The sequence below is a fragment of the Kineosporia babensis genome (assembly GCF_021129305.1).
Classification (GTDB): domain Bacteria; phylum Actinomycetota; class Actinomycetes; order Actinomycetales; family Kineosporiaceae; genus Kineosporia; species Kineosporia babensis.
In genome coordinates, this window is the sequence record NZ_JAJOMB010000013.1 from 226,463 (window position 1) to 243,484 (window position 17,022).

Below are 17,022 nucleotides of genomic sequence, written 5' to 3' on the forward strand. Positions count from 1 at the left end.
GTCGCGTCTAGCGTCTGCATCGACGAAGGAATCCCGGCGCAAGCGATCCCCGCGAAGCCGGCCGACTGTGAGGTGAACACTCATGCCCGCTGCTGCGGACCGTGAAAAGGCTCTCGACGCCGCCCTGGCCCAGATCGACCGGCAGTTCGGCAAGGGCTCGGTCATGCGCCTCGGCGACGACACCCGCCCGCCGATCGAGATCATTCCGACCGGCGCCATCGCGCTCGACGTCGCGCTCGGCATCGGGGGCCTGCCCCGGGGTCGTGTGGTCGAGATCTACGGCCCGGAATCGTCCGGTAAGACGACGGTGGCCCTGCACGCCGTGGCCAGCGCCCAGCGCGCCGGTGGTATCGCCGCCTTCATCGACGCCGAGCACGCGCTCGACCCGGAGTACGCCAAGAAGCTCGGGGTGGACACCGACGCGCTGCTGGTCTCCCAGCCCGACACCGGTGAGCAGGCCCTGGAGATCGCGGACATGCTGGTCCGCTCCGGCGCGCTGGACATCATCGTGATCGACTCCGTGGCGGCCCTGGTGCCGAAGGCGGAGATCGAGGGCGAGATGGGTGACAGCCACGTCGGCCTGCAGGCCCGGCTGATGTCGCAGGCGCTGCGGAAGATCACCGGTGCGCTGAACAACTCCGGCACCACCGCCATCTTCATCAACCAGCTGCGCGAGAAGATCGGCGTGATGTTCGGGTCTCCCGAGACCACCACCGGTGGTAAGGCGCTGAAGTTCTACGCCTCGGTCCGCCTGGACGTCCGCCGGATCGAGACCCTGAAGGACGGCTCCGACGCGGTCGGTAACCGGACCCGGGTCAAGGTGGTCAAGAACAAGATGAGCCCGCCGTTCAAGCAGGCCGAGTTCGACATCATCTACGGCCAGGGCATCTCCCGTGAGGGCGGCCTGATCGACATGGGTGTCGAGCACTCGTTCATCCGCAAGTCCGGCGCCTGGTACACCTACGAGGGCGACCAGCTCGGCCAGGGCAAGGAGAACGCGCGTAACTTCCTGCGCGACAACCCCGACCTGGCCAACGAGCTCGAGAAGAAGATCAAGGAAAAGCTTGGTGTGGGCGCGAAGGTGGACGCTCCCGCCGAGGTCGCGGTCAACTTCTGATCCCAGCGGTGCGTCCCGTCACGGTCCCGGCCGACCTCCTCCGGTACCGGCCGGGATCGTGACAGGCTCATCGCCAGGATTCAGCACTCGCTCCGCTGTGGTGGCCGGAGCCGAGTGCGCCCGATCGGCCGGTACCGGCCGGAAAAGGTGAAGCACGCATGACCGACGATCAGCGACGGTCCCGGGGTGTCCCGGAGGGGGGCACCCCGGGGCTGGCGACTGTCCACAACCTGTTCTCCGGCCGCGATTCATCCGGCCGATCGGCTGCCGGGAAGCGGGGCGGCCGCGGGGGTGTGGCCGGTGTAGAGCCAGAGGCCGCGAACTCCAACAGCACAGGCTCGAACAGCACAGGCTCGAACGGCAAGGGTTTGACTGGCCCGGGCTCGGATGGCGCAGATCAGCTCGGCGGCGATGGTAAGGATCAGCCGGGGCGTCGTGGTAACAGCCTCAATCGGCGTCGTAAGCCTGCGCCTGAGCCGGACCAGAACACCGTGGTCAGCCTCGACGGTTCCAAGCTGAACCCGCACGACCTGCGCGACATGATCGCCCAGAAAGAAGCCGATTGGCGTGCCGCCGATCCCGGTGATGCGTCGGACCGCCCTGCCGGTCAGGGCGCTCGCAGCCGTCCGGGCTTCCGGCAGAACGAACCAGCTCCGGAGCCAGGCGCCGAACTTGCCCAGCCTGCATGGACTTTGCCGGGCTGGGGCGAAGACACCGAGCGTCCGACCAAGAAGTCCCAGCGTTCCGGCGTAGGCGATTCCCGGCGCTCGAACGGTCTCGGCCGACGAGGACGGGGTGGCTACGGCAACCCGTCCGCCTCACCTGAGACAGGCGCTCCCGAGTTCGGTACCCCAGAGTTCGGCGCGTCCGATTTCGACGAGACCGAGCAACCCGCCCGCCGCGAACGCGGAACCAAACAGCGCAAAGGGCTGAGCCGCGGCGGTTTCGCGGCGCGCGGCCGCGGCCTGGGCGGCGGAGGCGGCCGGCGCGGATCAGCCAACCCCCGCAACGATGGCGACGGCCACGAATCGGTCGGCCATGAAGAAGCCGACCACGATGGGCTCGGCACCGACCGCAGCGCCGTGTCCCGGGGCTCGCTCAGCCGTCGCCCACCGGTCAATCCGGAGGAAGAGGCGCGCGAGATCCTGCTGAAGCAACTGTCGGCCGGCCCACGTACCCGCTCTCAACTAGCCAAAGCCCTGGACCAGCGCGAAATCCCGGATGAAGTGGCCCGGACCGTGCTCGATCGGTTCGAAGAGGTCGACCTGGTCGATGATGCTGCGTTCTCCCGGCAGTACGTGGAGAACCGGCACTCCGGGCGAGGCCTGGCCAAACGCGCGCTGGCCTATGAACTACGGCAGAAGGGCGTGGCCGACGAAACCGCGCGCGAGGCCGTCGACTCGCTCAGCTCGGACGACGAACTCGCCACCGCCCGGCAACTGGTCCGCAAGAAGGCCGGCAGCATGACCAAGGACGACCCGGAACGCCGGATGCGCAGGCTCGCCGGAATGCTGGCCCGCAAGGGCTACAGCTCCGGCATCGCCTACCAGGCCATCCGCGAAGAACTCGCCGATCTCGACGCCGAGGGCATGTTCGGGCACCCGGACTTCGACTGACCGCTGAACTCAGCCAGGTGGGGAGCAGCCGCACACGGCAACTCCCCACCTGCAGAGCTCAAGGAGCCGGATTACCCGTCCCCTGAAGCGTCACATCGTGCGGCTCACCCGGTCCGGGCTGCCCAGTACCGAACGCCGGCTCATGTACCCGCCCGGTGAAGGGCATCGTTTCGCCCGGCTCCGGTACCGCAGCAACGATGGGCTCGTTCTCGGGCGCCGCAATGATTCGCGTGCGTCCGTCAAAGGTGTGGAAGAACTCGTGCAGGCGCGCCACCTGAGCGTTGGACAGCGCCCCGTCGTGCGGTCTGATCCGCGGCTGCTCGGCCAGAGCATCCCGTGAGAACGACATCCGGGTCTGCTCACCGGTGGCTATCTCTGCGGCCGGCACGAACTTGTGCTCGTCATCGACGGCGAACGAAACCCAGGCCAGGTCTCCGCTGGCGCCGTCGAAGTACACGCCGTCCACCTCGCCGACTTGGTCGCCGTGCGAGTCGAGTAACGGGTTCCCGATCAGTTCCCGGGCTTGTGCAGGCTTCAGCTTCAATGCTTCCTCCTCCGCCTCGCGCGCCGTTTCCGACGCCGTTCCGAGGAAGCAAGTTTCACGCCGTCACGAGCCGACACCAGTCGAGAAGGCACCCGCAGGTAGTGGTGACCCACTCGGCTCGGTGAGCAGAGACGTCCCCCGTTGGAGACGTAAAGCCCTTACGGCGCGGAATTGCCGGTGCCCTGCAGCGTCACGTCGTGCGGCTCGTTCGGCCCGGGTATTCCGGTGCCGAACGCCGTCTCGTGCGCACGTCCCTTGAACTGGGTGCGCGGGTCCGGGATGGCGTGAATGTCCCGGTACTGCGGCGCGCCCTCGTGGGCCGAGGCGAAGTGCTGGCCCGAGAAGGTGCCGAAGAATTCGTGCAGGCGCGCCACCTGCGCACTGGAGAGCGCGCCGCCCCGGGGCTTGATCCGCGGCATCTCCCGGATCATGTTGCGGGGCAACGGGATCGAGATGCCCTCGGCGAACGGGATGATCTGCGAAGCCGGGACGAAAGCGTCCCGTTCCGCGAAGAAATCAGTGTGGAACGACACCCAGTCCGGTTCCCCGGTGACATCGCTGAAATAGATCCCGTCGACCTCACCGAGCATCTCGTGCTCGGAGTCGAAAACTGTTCGCCCGAGATACTTGCGGGCTTCTTCGCCGGTCAGAGTCATGACTGCTCCTTCCGCGCCCATGCGAAAGGCGCCGGTGCGAGAGGACAAGTGTCCCGCGCACCGGCGCCTTCGGCACCTTATCGGTCACCCGATCGGGTTAGTTCTCACTGATAAAGGCAGGACTTCCCTGTGCGTGTCTGCCCATGTTCGTTGGCTTCCTGTGTCTGCATTGTCCAGTTGATGCAATAGTCATGAACGCCCTTACGTTTGAGGACCTTGTTGCTTCCCATGCTAATGCTCTTTCCTGAGGAATTCTTAAGGAAGCTTCCGTTGTTTACGAGGCCTGGGCCGTCAATGGTCAGTCCCCACTGCACGCCAACCTGCTTACGCCCAGACCCCGTACAGCGCGCTGTGTGCTGAACCTTCCAGTACTTGCCGTCGCGGGTCCACTCAAGATCGTCGTAGCAGGATGCCGCAGCGCTAGCGGTTGTGGCTGTGGATATCATTCCGCCGCTGAGAAAAGCAAAAGAAGTCACGGCCAAGAGAGCGACTCGTGCAGCACGTTTCTGTCGAAAAAACTGCATGACACTACCTTCCTGCAAGGGGGTCAGAGATCTGCGGTCGTGCTGGCATTAAGGGATCGCCCGCGGGTCTGGCTCTCTCCGGTCAGCCACCACTCGGAGTTTACAAGTTCCACTCTTACCTTTTGCTTACCGGACGGATTGGCCGCCGTTACGTAACTCTGACAGTAGGCATCCTGCTTCATGCTTCGACACTTCTTGAGTGCGCTCGTCTTCTTAAGCTTGCCATTGACAAAAATCCGAGCCTTGACGTTGACGTTTGTGTTGCGGTCGCACTGTGCGCCAAAGACGGCCATTATTCCGTAAGTTTCGGACTTCTGAACATTCACTTGGCCTACGCAATCCACTCCAATGTCCCCGACTGCCCTGGGGGCAGACATAGCCGTGGGGGCTGCCATTACGGAGAGTGCCAGGATTCCCGAGGTGGCTGTGGCCAAGGACAGGATGCGCTTGATGGACATGAATTCCTCCAGAGTGGCGGTCGAGTCGGTCTGTTGTCTCGAAAGGCCGCCGCTGGCCAAAATACCGAGAGGTAGCTTCAAGTCCATTGAAATTGAGGAAGACCTGAGCTTCGACTGGCTCAAATCAAGCAAAGCGCACACTTGGGTGGTTGCCTGCGATAGCTACTCTGAGCATGTCGCCTCATCACCACGAGCTCCGAGTTGGCTCACTCGGGCCTCCGATGTGTGTGATCGGCTGTGAACTGTAGCGTTGTGGCGCTTTAGGCCTGGATTTGCGCACTAGCGGTGCCCGTAGAATCGGTGGTTGGCTCCGTATGTACGGACGGTGAAGATGAAGTCGGGCTCGACGGCGGTGCAGATCGTGCACTCCTCCCGGCGGGAGTCGGCGGGATATCGAGCACATCGGCTCGGCTACGGACAAGGCCGGGATTGTGGCGCTGAAGGCCATTGCCGGCAGCGGTTGATCGGTGGACAGGAAGCCCTCGATCTGGGCATCGGCATCGCGGCTGGCCAGGACGAGTCGTCGCTGGCCGTTCCGGCGGAGCTGGCTGGAGCGGTGGTGCCTGGCGTCGGGGCGGGTCCTGCCGGTGACGTCCTCGCGGATGGCGCAACTGTGGCAGGCGCTGGAGCACGTCTATCGACTGCTGGGGTTGGAGGGTACAGGCCAGGGCGATGAGGTGTTCGCCGCGCTGGTCCTGGCCCGGATCATCGAGCTGACCAGCAAACTCGATGCCATCCGCGTCCTCGAAGAAGTCGATGCGCCAGCGGTTCCGTCGTATCCAACGATCAAAACGTCGTCTTTCGCGCTACGCGAAAACAGATTGGCAGAAACGTCTTTCCAAGGCCAGCAGGGCTCGCGCCGACATCGGGCCGACCAGTCTGGTTTCTCTGTGATGTCTCCATGCTCTACTTCGAGACCGATGTCAGCGACGGATTTCGTGAGCCCGGTTTCTCCAAGGAGCGCCGTATGCAGTCCCAGATCAACTTCGGTCCGCTTACCGATGAGAACGGAAACCCGCTGGCGCTGAACTCGTTCGAGGGAAACAAGGCGGAGAAGGCCACGATGGTCCCGACGATCCAGGCGTTCAAGAAGGCCCATAACCTCCGCGACGTCGCGATCGTCGCGGACGCTGGGATGATCTCGGCTGCGATCATGCAGGAGATTGGGGGGGGAATCCTGTTGTTCATACTCGGCATGAAAAACTCCGGACCCCGCCTTACCAGGTTCGTAAGTGGCAGAAGGGCAACCCGGAAAGGCTTTCGAGTACGGTCAGATCTTCGTGCAGTCCTGGCCAGGCGGAGCCAGCGGCAAGCGCCGCGACCAGATGATCTACCACTAGTACCGGGCCGATTGCGCCCGCTGGAGTCTGCGCGGGATCGACGAACAGGCCGCCAAGGCCAAAGCACCGTTGAGGGAAAGGACCGATCAAGAAGAACCGGTTCGTGAAACTCTCCGTCGGCACCAAGGGCGTGAACACTGCGCTAGAGGCGAAGGGCCCGCAGCCTGGCCGGGGTGAACTGCTGCAGGGGGGGTCGAACTGTCGGGATCTTATCCGCGAATGGATTTCATGTTCTCGGGGTATACGTTTCGTCCACGCAAGTTGCGCAGGGGTCGGGGTGAGTTTCGGCCGGTTCCTACCGCGATTAGCAAGGGACGGCGTCAACGGTATGACGCCGCATAGGAACCTCTTGTTGAACCACTCCGAAAACTATCGACAGATCGGGCAGTCATACCTGGTGTCCGCCAAAGCTGGAGCGCTTCAAGATTCACAGTCTGTCCGTACAACGCCACTCCAGAAATCCCTTCGATGAGAGCTGTGGCGCTCCTTTACATAGATAGGTCAGCATGACGGACATCCGTCATGCTGACCTATCTATGCCAACTAAGCGTCAGACTTTGACCGGTGCTGCCGTGGTAGCCATGATCGGATCAATGCTCTTGCCCGCAGAGCGGCGTGACATCCGCTTCTCCACCCACACCGCCAGCTGCGACAGTGCGAAGTTGATCGCGATGAAGATGATCCCGACCACCACCAGGGTCTGCAGGGTGTTCCCCAGGTCCTGGTAGATGATCTTGGCCTGGTACAGCAGTTCCGGGTACTGGCCGAGGAACATGATCAGCGAGGTGTCCTTGAGGACCACGACCATCTGGCTGATGATCGCCGGCAGCATGGTCCGGAAGGCCTGCGGCAGCTGGATCATCACCATGGTCTGCAGCGGGGTCAGGCCGATCACCAGACCGGCCTCCCGCTGGCCCTTGGGCAGCGAGTTGACCCCGGAACGCAGGATCTCGGCGAAGACGGCCAGGTTGTAAAGGGTCAGGCCGACGACCATGTACCAGAACGCGTCCGGGCCGGGCAGCGGTTCGTAGTTGACGCCCAGCGCAGGCAGCAACTGGTAGGCCATGAACATCATCACGATGACCGGCAGGCCACGGAGGATCTCGATCAGGCCGACCACCGGGATCCGCGCCCAGCGTCCCAGCATGACCCGGGCCACACCGAAGACCACGCCGAGCAGCAGCGAGAGCGTGATCGCCACCAGGGCCCCGGTCAGGGTGTTGCGCAGGCCGGTCCCGAGGTTCTGCCAGACCAGCTCGAAGACCTCGTTCGACGGGTCGAGCAGCGGGCCCCACAGGTCCCAGGACCACTGCCCCTTCTCGTCCAGCCGGGCGTAGACCACGTACAGGACGGCCAGCAGAGCCAGGCCGACCACCACACTGCCGATGGTGGCGTTGCGTTTCGCCTTGGGCCCGGGAGCGTCGTACAGGACTGAGAGGTCACTCATCGCAGGATCACCGCCTTGCGCTCGAGGTAGCCCAGCACCAGACCGGCCGGGATCGTGATCATCAAGAAGAAGAAGCCGATGCCCAGGTAGACCGGCACGGGGTCGAAGCCACGGGATCCGGTCAGGATGATCGCGTTGCCCAGAAGATCACCGCTCACCCCGAAAACGCCCAGCACAGCCGAATTCTTGAACATCGCGATGATCACGCTGCCGGTCGGCGGGATGGCCGTGCGGAAGGCCTGCGGCAGGATCACGTGCCGCAGGTTCTGGGTGAAGCCCAGCCCGATCGCCCGGGCCGCCTCGGCCTGGCCGGCCGGGATGGCGTTGATCCCGGAACGCAGCGCCTCACAGACGAACGACGCGGTGTAGATGATCAGCGCGGAACAGCCGAAAAAGTAATAGGACTGGTTGATCCCGATGGTCGGCAGGCCGAACGCGATCAGGAACAGCACCACGGTCAGCGGGCAGTTACGGATGAGGTTGACGTACAACGTGCCGACCGCGCGCAGCGGTGCGACGGGGGAGACCCGGAACGCAGCGATGATCGTGCCCAGGATCAGCGAGCCGACCATGCAGATCAGGCCGATGCCAAGCGTTTTCAGGAATCCCTGGAAGAACAGGTCGAAGTTGTCAATGATGACGTTCATGACCAGCGACTCCAGTCAGGTCTAGGAGGTCGTGGAGCCGGCGCCGGGGGAGGGAGGACCCGGCGCCGGCTCACGTCTTCAGGTCAGGCGCAGGCGTCGGCGGTCGGCAGCTCGGGCACGACCGCACCCTCGACCGCACCGGCGGTGGAGGTCCAGGCCTTCTCGTACGAGCCGTCCTCGGAGGCCTTCTTCAGGGTGTCGACGATGTAGTTGCAGAACTCCACGTCGCCCTTGGTGATGCCGATGCCGTAGGGCTCCTCGGTGAAGGTGTCACCGACCACCTTGAACGCGCCGTTGGACTTGCCGACCAGGCCCAGCAGAATCACGTTGTCGGTGGTCACCGCGTCGACCTGGTTGTTCTTCAGGGCGTCGGCGCACTTGCTGTACACGTCGAAGGTGACCAGCTGGTTCTTGTTGGCCAGGTACGAGCCGATGTTGTCGGCCGGGGTGGAGCCGGCCACCGAGCAGACCTTGAGCGAGGCGTCGGACTTGAACGAGTCCGGGCCGGTGATCGCAGTGTCGTCGCTGCGGGTCATGATCTGCTGACCGGCCACGTAGTACGGCCCGGCGAACGAGATCCGCTCCTTGCGCTCGTCGTTGATCGTGTAGGTGGCCGCCACCAGGTCCACGTCACCGTCGATGATCAGCGTCTCGCGCACCGCGGACGGGCTCTCGGTGTACTCGATCTTGTCGGCGCCGATGCCCATGCCGCTGGCGATGATCTTGGCGATCTCGACGTCGAAGCCCTTGGGGTCGCCGGACAGGCCCTTCTCGCCGAAGCCGGGCTGGTCGAACTTGGTGCCGAGCTTCAGCACCCCGGCCTCCTGGATCTTGGCCATCGTGGTGCCGGCCTCGAAGGTGGCCTCGGTGTTGACCGCGGGGTCATCGCCGCCGGAGTCGGAGTCGCTGCCACCGCCGCAGGCGGTGAGGGCCAGAACGCCCACCGCGAGCACGGCCGCGACCTTGGCGCTACGGCGGGCCGGGGCGGAACGGAAGGTGCTGGTCTTCATCGGGTGCGCCAATCTCTGAATGAGTGATGTGGGAAGGATCAGTGGACGAGGATCTTGGACAGGAAGTCCCTCGCCCGCTCACTGCTGGGGTTGGTGAAGAACGCGTTGGGCTCGGCCTCTTCGACGATCTGGCCGTCGGCCATGAAGACCACCCGGTCGGCCGCCTTCCGCGCGAAGCCCATCTCGTGCGTGACGACGACCATCGTCATGCCTTCCTTGGCGAGCGAGGTCATCACCTCGAGGACCTCGTTGACCATCTCCGGGTCGAGTGCGGAGGTGGGCTCGTCGAACAGGATCACCTTCGGCTTCATCGCCAGCGCCCGGGCGATCGCCACGCGCTGCTGCTGACCGCCGGAGAGCTGGGCCGGGTACTTGTCCTTCTGGGTGGCGACGCCGACCCGCTCGAGCAGGGCGATGGCCTCCTTCTCGGCGGCCTCGCGCTTGAGCTTACGGACCTTGATCGGCCCGAGCGTGACGTTCTCGAGGATGGTCTTGTGCGCGAAGAGGTTGAAGGACTGGAAAACCATCCCGACCTCGGAACGCAGGTTGGCCAGAGCCTTGCCCTCGGCGGGGAGCGGCTTGCCGTCGAGTGTTATGGTTCCCGTGTCGATTGTTTCGAGCCTGTTAATTGTCCGGCAGAGCGTGGACTTTCCGGAGCCGGACGGGCCGATCACGACAACGACTTCGCCCGCACCGATAGTGAGGTTGACGTCACGGAGGACGTGTAGAGCGCCGTAGTGCTTGTTGACGCTGGTCATGGTGACCAGCGGGGTACGGGCTCCGGGCTTGGCGACATCATTTGATGCCACCGAATCGGTGCCCGGTGCGACGTTTTCCGCCGTCATGGCTGATTCCTCCTCCGCAAGGTGTGTCTGGAAGTTAGGGACAACGTAGCGGCCCGGTGAAGCTCAGTTGAGCAACTCCTGAGGTCACGGGCTGGTTACGTCACTTCCCCGAAATACCTTTACCGGCGAAGGTAGAGCTATGCGTGTACTGCTCGTGGAAGACGATGCCCGGCTCGGGGCCGCCTTGTCCGACGTGCTGCGGGTGCACGGTATGGAGGTCGAGCACGTGACCACCGCCCGTGCGGCGCTGGCCCGGCTGACTCCGCAGACCGAGGCCGTGGTGCTCGATCTGGGCCTGCCCGACCGGGACGGTTTCGAGGTGTGCAGCCGGATCCGGCGCACCCACGACGTCCCGATCCTGATGGCGACGGCCCGCTCGGACCTCACCGCCCGCGTCCACGGTCTGAATCTGGGCGCCGACGACTACCTGGTGAAGCCGTACGACGTGCGGGAACTGCTGGCCCGGCTGCATGCGGTGAGCCGGCGTAGCCGGCGCGAGCTGGTCGGCGCGAACGTGGGTGCCGCGGCGGCCGGTGAGGTCGGCGAAGAACCAGAACTGAAGACGTTTGTGGGCACCGACGCGGCTCCCGTCACGGAGCCCGTACCCCTGTCCCCGGACGAGGTCGTCATCGACGTGGGCAGTCGCACGGTGGTCAAGGGCGGTAAGTCGATCGCCCTGACCCGTAAGGAGTTCGACCTGCTCGCGCTGCTCGCCCGCCATCCGGGCGTGGTGTTCCGGCGGGAGCAGATCATCAGCGAGGTCTGGCAGTCGACCTGGGACGGATGCGGGCGCACGCTGGAGGTTCACGTTGCGGCGGTGCGTTCCAAGACCGGCTCGCCGCGGCTGATCGAGACGGTGCGGGGCGTCGGCTACCGCCTGGCGATCGGGGCGGCGAGCAGCACGTGGTCCTAGCAACAACCCTGCTCTCGTGAACCTGAACGCCGTTCCCCGGGACGCCCGGTGAGAACCCGTCTGTCCGCACTCCTGGTCGTCCTGATGGGAGTCGTCCTGGTCAGCCTCGGGGTACCGCTGATCACCGGGATCGCCTCGGACGAGGCCCGCACCCTGCACACCGACCGGATGGCCGACCTGTCGCTGTTCGTCAGCCGGGCGCCCTTCGGCGAGGACCCGGGCCTGGCCGAGGTCAGCGCGCTGGAACGCGATCTGCAGCGTTACGAGGAGCTGTACGGCATCTCGGTGACGGTGTACGACGCCGCCCGCCGGCCTCGCTTCAGCAACGACGTCGGCTCCGCCGAACTCACCCCCGACGAGGACGCGGCCCTGGACACCGCCCTGTCCGGTCGCCTCACCGAGGTCTGGGACAGGATCGAGCCGTGGGACACCGAACCGCTCGTCGCGGCCCAGCCCGTGGTGCGTGACGGGGACGTCGTGGGTGCAGTGGTCAGCGTGTCGCCGGTGGAGAAGGCGGCCAACCGGGTGCTCGCTCGCTGGTCGATCCTGCTGGCCGCCGGACTGGTGACGATGATCGGCGCGATCGCCCTGGCCGACCGGCTCGCCCGCTGGCTGCTGCGCCCGGTGGAGAGACTGGACGAGGCCGCGCACCAGATCTCTGCGGGCGATCTCTCGGCCCGCGTGCCCACCGGTTCCGGACCGCCCGAACTGCGCCGTCTGGAGGCCTCGTTCAACGACATGGCAGTGCATGTCCAGGGCGCGGTGGAGGCACAACGTGAGTTCGTAGCCGATGCCAGTCACCAGCTGCGCAACCCGCTGGCGGCCCTGCTCATGCGGCTCGAGGGACTCACCATCAGCTCCGGCCTGCCCGGGGTCTCCCAGGAGCGGCAGGTGGAGCTGATGCAGCAGGCCCTGGCCGACGGCAAACACCTGGCCGGCACCCTGGACCGGATGCTGGCCCTGGCCAAGGTCGAGAACGCCGGAGCTCCGGCCGCGGTGCTGGACGTGGCCGCCGAGGTGGACGAGCGCCTCGCGTTCTGGATGGTCGTGGCCGACCGCCGGGGCGTTCACCTGGTCCGGCGCGGAGTCTCCGAGGCGTACGCCCGGCACGACGTGGGTGCACTGTCCGGTGCGCTAGATGCAGTTCTCGACAACGCCCTGAAGTACTCGCCCGAGGGCGGGACCGTCACTGTCGAGGTCCGCGATCTGCCCGGCGGGGTAGCGGCCGAACCGGTTGTGCAAGAGGCTCTGCCGATCGGCGGCCCGAGCTCGGCACCCATGCTGGCCCTGGCCCGCGCCGTCGGTGAAGCCTCGTCCGAAGCGCTGCCCTCGGGCGGCGGCGTGGAGGTTGTGGTGTCGGACGACGGGCCGGGGGTGGCGGAGCAAGACCTCCCCCGGATCTCCGAACGCTTCTGGCGGGCCGACAGCGCCGAGCAGGAAGGCACCGGCCTGGGCATGTCGATCGCCAAGACCCTGATGGAACGCCACGACGGATCGCTCGAGGTCTCCACCAGCCCGACCGGTGGACTCAGCGTTCACCTGGTGCTTCCGCCGCCGGGCTAAAGTTTTTCTCGGCGGTAGTAGGCGATCGCCGCGGGATGAAGCTCCAGGCTCCCGGTCAGGATGGCCGAGCGTAGGTCAGTCTGATTGGCCGCCGGGACGGCCGCGGCAATGACTTCGCGTCGGTCGAAAATGGTGGTGAGCACCGCGGTCACCAGGTCGGCGTCCGCGTCCTCCCGGGCGATCAGAAGATTGGCCAGCGCCACGGTGTCTACCTGCTCGGGAATGTCGTAGTGGCCAGGCGGAATCGCGGCAGGGCGGTAGACCGCACCGTAGGAGGCCCGCATCTGCTGGGGTAGATCGCCCAGCCCGAGCAGCCGAATCGGCATTCGTCTGGAGGCGTTCTCAACCGCATCCGTGGTCACCCCGCCGGACCAGAACACAGCGTCGACCTCATCGGCCTCCAAGGCCTCCAACCCGTCGACGATCCCGAGCTCCTTCTCCTTCACCGAGATACCGGCCAGCCCCAGCAACCGCCGGGCGATCAGCGCGGTACCAGAACCCGCGTCACCGATCGCCACCTCCAGCCCGGCCAGGTCCTCCAGCGACTTCAGGCCCGAATCACCCGGCACCACCACGTGGTAGTAGTCGTCGTAGATCCGGGCCAGCGCTCGCAACGGCACGCTCTGTGCCTCTTCGGCCGCGTCGTTCGCACTCACCGCCAGGTCAGCGGTGCCCGCCCGGAGCCGGGCCAGGTTCTGGATGCTCCCGCTGGAGGCCAGCACCTCCACGTTCAGCGCCGGGTGCGCACTCTCCAGTTCGCGCGCCAGCGTCGTGGCCCAGGCGTAGTAGACGCCGGCCGGGGTACCCGCAGTGATCACGATCCGGCCCGGGCCGGGCTCGTCCTCCAGCGACGAGGAGGCCCGGGGCGCCGCCGCGCCACAGCCCAGAGGCAGCACCAGGAGCACCACGAGGATGAGTGTCCTGGTCAGCCGCATCGTCCCACCATGCCTGATCGACCGTGGCCGGACGCAACCCGCGCAATCCACCCGCAACAATCCACAGGGTGGACTGTGCGTTGCCTTGCGGCGCGTCCTGGCGTAGATACTGGAAGCGGACCTGAGCAGGAAACCAGGGCAGAGCCGGACCGAAGATGCTGCGGACGGGCGGGGGCCTGTACCCCGCTACCCGAACCAGAACCGCAGAGAGAAGCGTCTTCAAGTGAGCTCCGGCATCGCCCCCACCTCGGCGACCCGACCCGAAAGCGCCACCCGGCCCCGCCCGTCCACTCGTGCCTGGGTGGTCTGGTCGTTCGGCGTCCTGGCCTACATCCTGGCGATCGTCAGCCGGTCGTCGCTCTCGGCGGTCGCCGTCGAGACCTCCGACCGCTTCGGCGTCACCGCCGCCACCCTGTCCACCTTCGCGGTGCTGCAGCTCGGCGTGTACGGCGCGATGCAGATCCCGGTCGGGCTGATCCTCGACCGGATCGGCCCGCGCCGCGTGCTCACCGTCGGCCTGCTGGTGATGGCCCTGGGCCAGGCCCTCCTGGCGGTGACCGAGTCGGTGCCCGGCGCCTTCGTCGCCCGCATCCTGGTCGGCGCCGGCGACGCCACCATCTTCGTCTCGGTGGTCCGGCTGATCATCGCCTGGTTCCCGCCCCGCCAGGCCCCCCTGCTCACCCAGCTCACCGGCCTGATCGCCCAGTTCGGCCAGATCATCAGTGTGGTGCCGCTGCTGGCCCTGGTGCACGCCCGCGGCTGGAGCTTCGCCTTCCTCGGCCTGGGCCTGGTCCTCTTCCTGGTCGCGCTCGCCGTCGCCGCGAGCGTGCGTGACCAGCCCGCCGGAACCTCGGTCCCGGTTGTGCCGGGCGGCCCGGGTGTGCTGCACCGGGTCCGCGAGGTCTGGGCCAACCCGGGTACCCGGCTCGGTTTCTGGACCCACTTCGTCACCCCGCCCGGCGGCAACGTGATCGCCCTGCTCTGGGGCTTTCCCTATCTGACCGCGGGCGAGGGGCTGCCGATCGCGCAGGCCCAGACCCTGCTGGCGATCCAGGTGATCGCAGGCGCCGGGTTCGGCCTGCTGATCGGGCGTTTCGCCGGACGTCACCCGTTGCGCCGTTCCTGGGCGGTGCTGGCCGTGGTCGGTATCCAGGCGATCGCCCTGGCCCTGGTCGTGCTGAACCCCGGGCCCGCGCCGGTCTGGCAGCTCCTGCTCCTGGTGATGTGCTTCGCCGCCGGTGGGCCGGGCTCGCTGGTCGGCCTCGACTTCGCCCGCACCTCCAACCCGCCGCACCTGACCAGCAGCGCCACCGGCATGGCGAACAGCGCCGGGTTCCTGGCCTCGCTGCTGGCCCTGCTGATGATCGGCCTGCTGCTCGACGTGCAGAACGCGGGCACGCCGGACACCTACAGCCTGACCGGGTTCCGGATCGCCTTCTGCAGCCTCTACCTGCTGTGGCTGGTCGGGGTGATCGGGGTGCTGCGCAACCGGCGGCAGCTGCGGGCGGTGATGGCCGAGAACGGGGTGCTGGTACCGCCGTTGCGCGATGTCGTGAACCGGTACCAACGCCGCAAGTGACGTGCACGTGTCGGGGGCGTTCGCGTCGTACAGTTGAGCTGCTATGACGCTTCAGGACACCACGACGGCCACCCGCACCTACGAGGTGCGCACCTTCGGCTGCCAGATGAATGTGCACGACTCCGAGCGGCTCGCCGGCCTGCTGGACTCGGCCGGCTACGTGCCTGCCGAGGCCGGGGGTGAGGGCGCCGACCTGGTCGTCTTCAACACCTGCGCGGTGCGCGAGAACGCCGACAACAAGCTCTACGGCAACCTCGGGCAGCTCGCGCCGGTGAAGGCCGGCAAGCCCGGGATGCAGATCGCCGTGGGTGGATGCCTGGCCCAGAAGGACCGGGAGACGATCGTCCAGAAGGCGCCCTGGGTCGACGTCGTCTTCGGCACGCACAACATCGGCTCGCTGCCGGTGCTGCTCGAGCGCGCCCGGCACAACGCCGAGGCCCAGGTGGAGATCCTGGAGTCGCTCGACGTCTTTCCCTCCACCCTGCCCGCGCGGCGTGACTCGGCTGCCGCGGCCTGGGTCTCGATCAGCGTCGGGTGCAACAACACCTGCACTTTCTGCATCGTGCCCTCGCTGCGCGGCAAGGAGCGTGACCGGCGGCCGGGGGAGATCCTGGCCGAGGTCGAGGCCTTGGTCGCCGAGGGCGTGGTCGAGGTGACCCTGCTCGGGCAGAACGTGAACACCTATGGCGTCGAGTTCGGTGACCGGGGTGCCTTCGCCTCTCTGCTGCGGGCCTGCGGTTCGATCAAGGGGCTGGAGCGGGTGCGGTTCACCAGCCCGCACCCGGCCGCGTTCACCGACGACGTCATCTACGCGATGGCCGAGACCCCGAACGCGATGCCTCAGCTGCACATGCCCCTGCAGTCCGGTTCCGACCGGATGCTGAAGGAGATGCGCCGCTCCTACCGCTCGAAGAAGTTCCTGGGGATCCTGGACAAGGTTCGCGAGCACATCCCGAACGCGGCGATCTCGACCGACATCATCGTCGGCTTCCCCGGTGAGACCGAGGAGGACTTCCAGGGCACGCTCGACGTGGTGGCGCAGGCCCGGTTCGCCCAGGCCTTCACCTTCCAGTACTCGCAGCGACCGGGTACCCCGGCGGCGACGCTGCCTGACCAGCTGCCCAAGAAGGTCGTTCAGGAACGGTACGAACGCCTGCTCGCGCTGCAGGAGGAGATCTCCTGGCAGGAGAACCGCAAGCTCGAGGGTTCGGTGCTGGAGCTGCTGGTGACCGAGAGCAAGGGGCGTAAGGACGGCGCGACCACGCGTCTGTCCGGCCGGGCACCGGACAACCGTCTGGTGCACTTCAGCGTTCCGGAGGGCGGCGAGGTGCCGCGGCCCGGGGACTTCGCTTCGGTCCGGGTCTCCTATGGGGCGCCGCACCATCTGGTTGCTGACGATTCGGGCGAGGCCTACGCCGTGCGGCGCAGCCGTGCGGGTGAAGCGTGGGAGCGCCGGCAGATCGACGCCTGCGCTCCGGCGCCGGCTGCCGGCTCCGGCCCTCGTCCGGTATCGCTGGGCGTGCCGGTGCTCCGGCGCGGCTGATCAGCCCTGCGCCGTGGCCCTTTTGGACCTCATCGGCGTCTGGACGTCACGTCGATTTGACCTGCCTGTGGGCCATCCGTAAAGTTCTACGTGTTGGCAGCGCGGGAGGCACGGACACGAAAGTGGCCGGTCCCGGGTCAACTTCCCAAGAACTTCGGCCGATGTTCAACCCACGCTGGTTGAGCCGGTGAAGTTCGCTCGGGAGTCCGGATGGACAGAGCAGCGAAAACCTTCTGGTAAGGTTTACACCGCTCGGTCAGCCGGGTAAGTTAGAGAGGTTGCCCC

The 17,022-nt window shown here is 66.3% G+C and carries 15 protein-coding genes; 7 read left to right on the plus strand and 8 right to left on the minus strand.

The annotated features are described in order from the left end of the window. Positions 1 to 82 precede the first annotated feature (82 nt). Together recA and LR394_RS23580 are read left to right on the plus strand one after the other, a co-directional pair. Positions 83 to 1,117 carry a recombinase RecA gene (gene recA / locus LR394_RS23575; RefSeq protein WP_231445769.1) on the plus strand — a complete coding sequence of 345 codons (1,035 nt, stop codon included), beginning with the start codon at positions 83 to 85 and terminating at the stop codon, positions 1,115 to 1,117. A 491-nt stretch (positions 1,118 to 1,608) separates the two neighbouring features. Continuing rightward, the gene (locus tag LR394_RS23580; RefSeq protein ID WP_231445774.1) at positions 1,609 to 2,733 is read left to right on the plus strand and encodes a regulatory protein RecX; all 1,125 of its coding nucleotides are present in this window, start codon (positions 1,609 to 1,611) and stop codon (positions 2,731 to 2,733) included. Positions 2,734 to 2,791: 58 nt separating this feature from the next. Here the strand turns inward: LR394_RS23580 and LR394_RS23585 are convergent, their stop codons facing one another. The 3 genes from LR394_RS23585 to LR394_RS23595 all read right to left on the minus strand — a co-directional run bounded on the left by LR394_RS23585 (position 2,792) and on the right by LR394_RS23595 (position 4,915). Continuing rightward, positions 2,792 to 3,277 carry a PRC-barrel domain-containing protein gene (locus tag LR394_RS23585; protein WP_231445791.1) on the minus strand — a complete coding sequence of 162 codons (486 nt, stop codon included), beginning with the start codon at positions 3,275 to 3,277 and terminating at the stop codon, positions 2,792 to 2,794. A gap of 158 nt (positions 3,278 to 3,435) precedes the next feature. Continuing rightward, positions 3,436 to 3,933, minus strand: coding sequence for a hypothetical protein (locus LR394_RS23590; protein WP_231445793.1), 498 nt, complete (start codon positions 3,931 to 3,933; stop codon positions 3,436 to 3,438). A gap of 547 nt (positions 3,934 to 4,480) precedes the next feature. After that, positions 4,481 to 4,915, minus strand: coding sequence for a hypothetical protein (locus LR394_RS23595; protein ID WP_231445796.1), 435 nt, complete (start codon positions 4,913 to 4,915; stop codon positions 4,481 to 4,483). Between the two features lie 820 nt (positions 4,916 to 5,735). Here LR394_RS23595 and LR394_RS23600 point away from each other — a divergent pair. Next, positions 5,736 to 6,362 (plus strand): IS1634 family transposase, encoded by a 627-nt coding sequence (locus LR394_RS23600; RefSeq protein WP_456238332.1) that lies wholly within the window; start codon positions 5,736 to 5,738, stop codon positions 6,360 to 6,362. Positions 6,363 to 6,805: 443 nt separating this feature from the next. Here the strand turns inward: LR394_RS23600 and LR394_RS23605 are convergent, their stop codons facing one another. The 4 genes from LR394_RS23605 to LR394_RS23620 form a co-directional block, all read right to left on the minus strand. Then, positions 6,806 to 7,702 (minus strand): amino acid ABC transporter permease, encoded by an 897-nt coding sequence (locus LR394_RS23605; protein WP_231445801.1) that lies wholly within the window; start codon positions 7,700 to 7,702, stop codon positions 6,806 to 6,808. Further along, positions 7,699 to 8,349 carry an amino acid ABC transporter permease gene (locus LR394_RS23610; protein ID WP_231445805.1) on the minus strand — a complete coding sequence of 217 codons (651 nt, stop codon included), beginning with the start codon at positions 8,347 to 8,349 and terminating at the stop codon, positions 7,699 to 7,701. Before LR394_RS23610 ends, LR394_RS23605 begins: the two co-directional genes overlap by 4 nt. An 83-nt stretch (positions 8,350 to 8,432) precedes the next feature. Next, a complete protein-coding gene (locus LR394_RS23615; protein WP_231445807.1) occupies positions 8,433 to 9,359 on the minus strand; it encodes a glutamate ABC transporter substrate-binding protein in 927 nt (308 codons plus the stop codon). 38 nt (positions 9,360 to 9,397) lie between these two features. After that, positions 9,398 to 10,117, minus strand: a complete 720-nt coding sequence (locus LR394_RS23620) for an amino acid ABC transporter ATP-binding protein (protein WP_407937113.1) — start codon at positions 10,115 to 10,117, stop codon at positions 9,398 to 9,400. Between the two features lie 226 nt (positions 10,118 to 10,343). On the opposite strand from LR394_RS23620, the gene LR394_RS23625 reads away from it, so the two are divergent. Both LR394_RS23625 and LR394_RS23630 read left to right on the plus strand, forming a co-directional pair. Continuing rightward, entirely contained in the window at positions 10,344 to 11,117 is a 774-nt protein-coding gene (locus tag LR394_RS23625; RefSeq protein ID WP_231445817.1) for a response regulator transcription factor, read from the plus strand. A 48-nt stretch (positions 11,118 to 11,165) separates the two neighbouring features. Next, positions 11,166 to 12,680, plus strand: a complete 1,515-nt coding sequence (locus LR394_RS23630) for a sensor histidine kinase (RefSeq protein WP_231445819.1) — start codon at positions 11,166 to 11,168, stop codon at positions 12,678 to 12,680. On the opposite strand, the gene LR394_RS23635 is transcribed toward LR394_RS23630, so the two are convergent. Further along, positions 12,677 to 13,615, minus strand: coding sequence for a TAXI family TRAP transporter solute-binding subunit (locus LR394_RS23635; protein WP_231445821.1), 939 nt, complete (start codon positions 13,613 to 13,615; stop codon positions 12,677 to 12,679). The two genes, LR394_RS23630 and LR394_RS23635, sit on opposite strands and share 4 nt — an antisense overlap. 223 nt (positions 13,616 to 13,838) lie before the next feature. Between LR394_RS23635 and LR394_RS23640 the strand changes: the two genes are divergently transcribed. Both LR394_RS23640 and miaB read left to right on the plus strand, forming a co-directional pair. Continuing rightward, a complete protein-coding gene (locus LR394_RS23640; protein WP_231445829.1) occupies positions 13,839 to 15,194 on the plus strand; it encodes an MFS transporter in 1,356 nt (451 codons plus the stop codon). 43 nt (positions 15,195 to 15,237) lie between these two features. Continuing rightward, positions 15,238 to 16,737: a tRNA (N6-isopentenyl adenosine(37)-C2)-methylthiotransferase MiaB gene (miaB, locus tag LR394_RS23645; protein WP_231445838.1), complete on the plus strand. Its 1,500-nt coding sequence runs from the start codon at positions 15,238 to 15,240 to the stop codon at positions 16,735 to 16,737. Positions 16,738 to 17,022 lie beyond the last annotated feature (285 nt).

What these genes read in the sequence shown, in the direction of transcription:
- LR394_RS23610 (WP_231445805.1), bottom strand. Translation starts at nt 8,349, where the DNA reads ATGAACGTCATCATTGACAACTTCGACCTGTTCTTCCAGGGATTCCTG.
- LR394_RS23590 (WP_231445793.1), bottom strand. Translation starts at nt 3,933, where the DNA reads ATGACTCTGACCGGCGAAGAAGCCCGCAAGTATCTCGGGCGAACAGTT.
- LR394_RS23605 (WP_231445801.1), bottom strand. Translation starts at nt 7,702, where the DNA reads ATGAGTGACCTCTCAGTCCTGTACGACGCTCCCGGGCCCAAGGCGAAA.
- LR394_RS23625 (WP_231445817.1), top strand. Translation starts at nt 10,344, where the DNA reads ATGCGTGTACTGCTCGTGGAAGACGATGCCCGGCTCGGGGCCGCCTTG.
- miaB (WP_231445838.1), top strand. Translation starts at nt 15,238, where the DNA reads ATGACGCTTCAGGACACCACGACGGCCACCCGCACCTACGAGGTGCGC.
- LR394_RS23595 (WP_231445796.1), bottom strand. Translation starts at nt 4,915, where the DNA reads ATGTCCATCAAGCGCATCCTGTCCTTGGCCACAGCCACCTCGGGAATC.
- LR394_RS23635 (WP_231445821.1), bottom strand. Translation starts at nt 13,615, where the DNA reads ATGCGGCTGACCAGGACACTCATCCTCGTGGTGCTCCTGGTGCTGCCT.
- LR394_RS23615 (WP_231445807.1), bottom strand. Translation starts at nt 9,359, where the DNA reads ATGAAGACCAGCACCTTCCGTTCCGCCCCGGCCCGCCGTAGCGCCAAG.
- LR394_RS23620 (WP_407937113.1), bottom strand. Translation starts at nt 10,117, where the DNA reads ATGACCAGCGTCAACAAGCACTACGGCGCTCTACACGTCCTCCGTGAC.
- recA (WP_231445769.1), top strand. Translation starts at nt 83, where the DNA reads ATGCCCGCTGCTGCGGACCGTGAAAAGGCTCTCGACGCCGCCCTGGCC.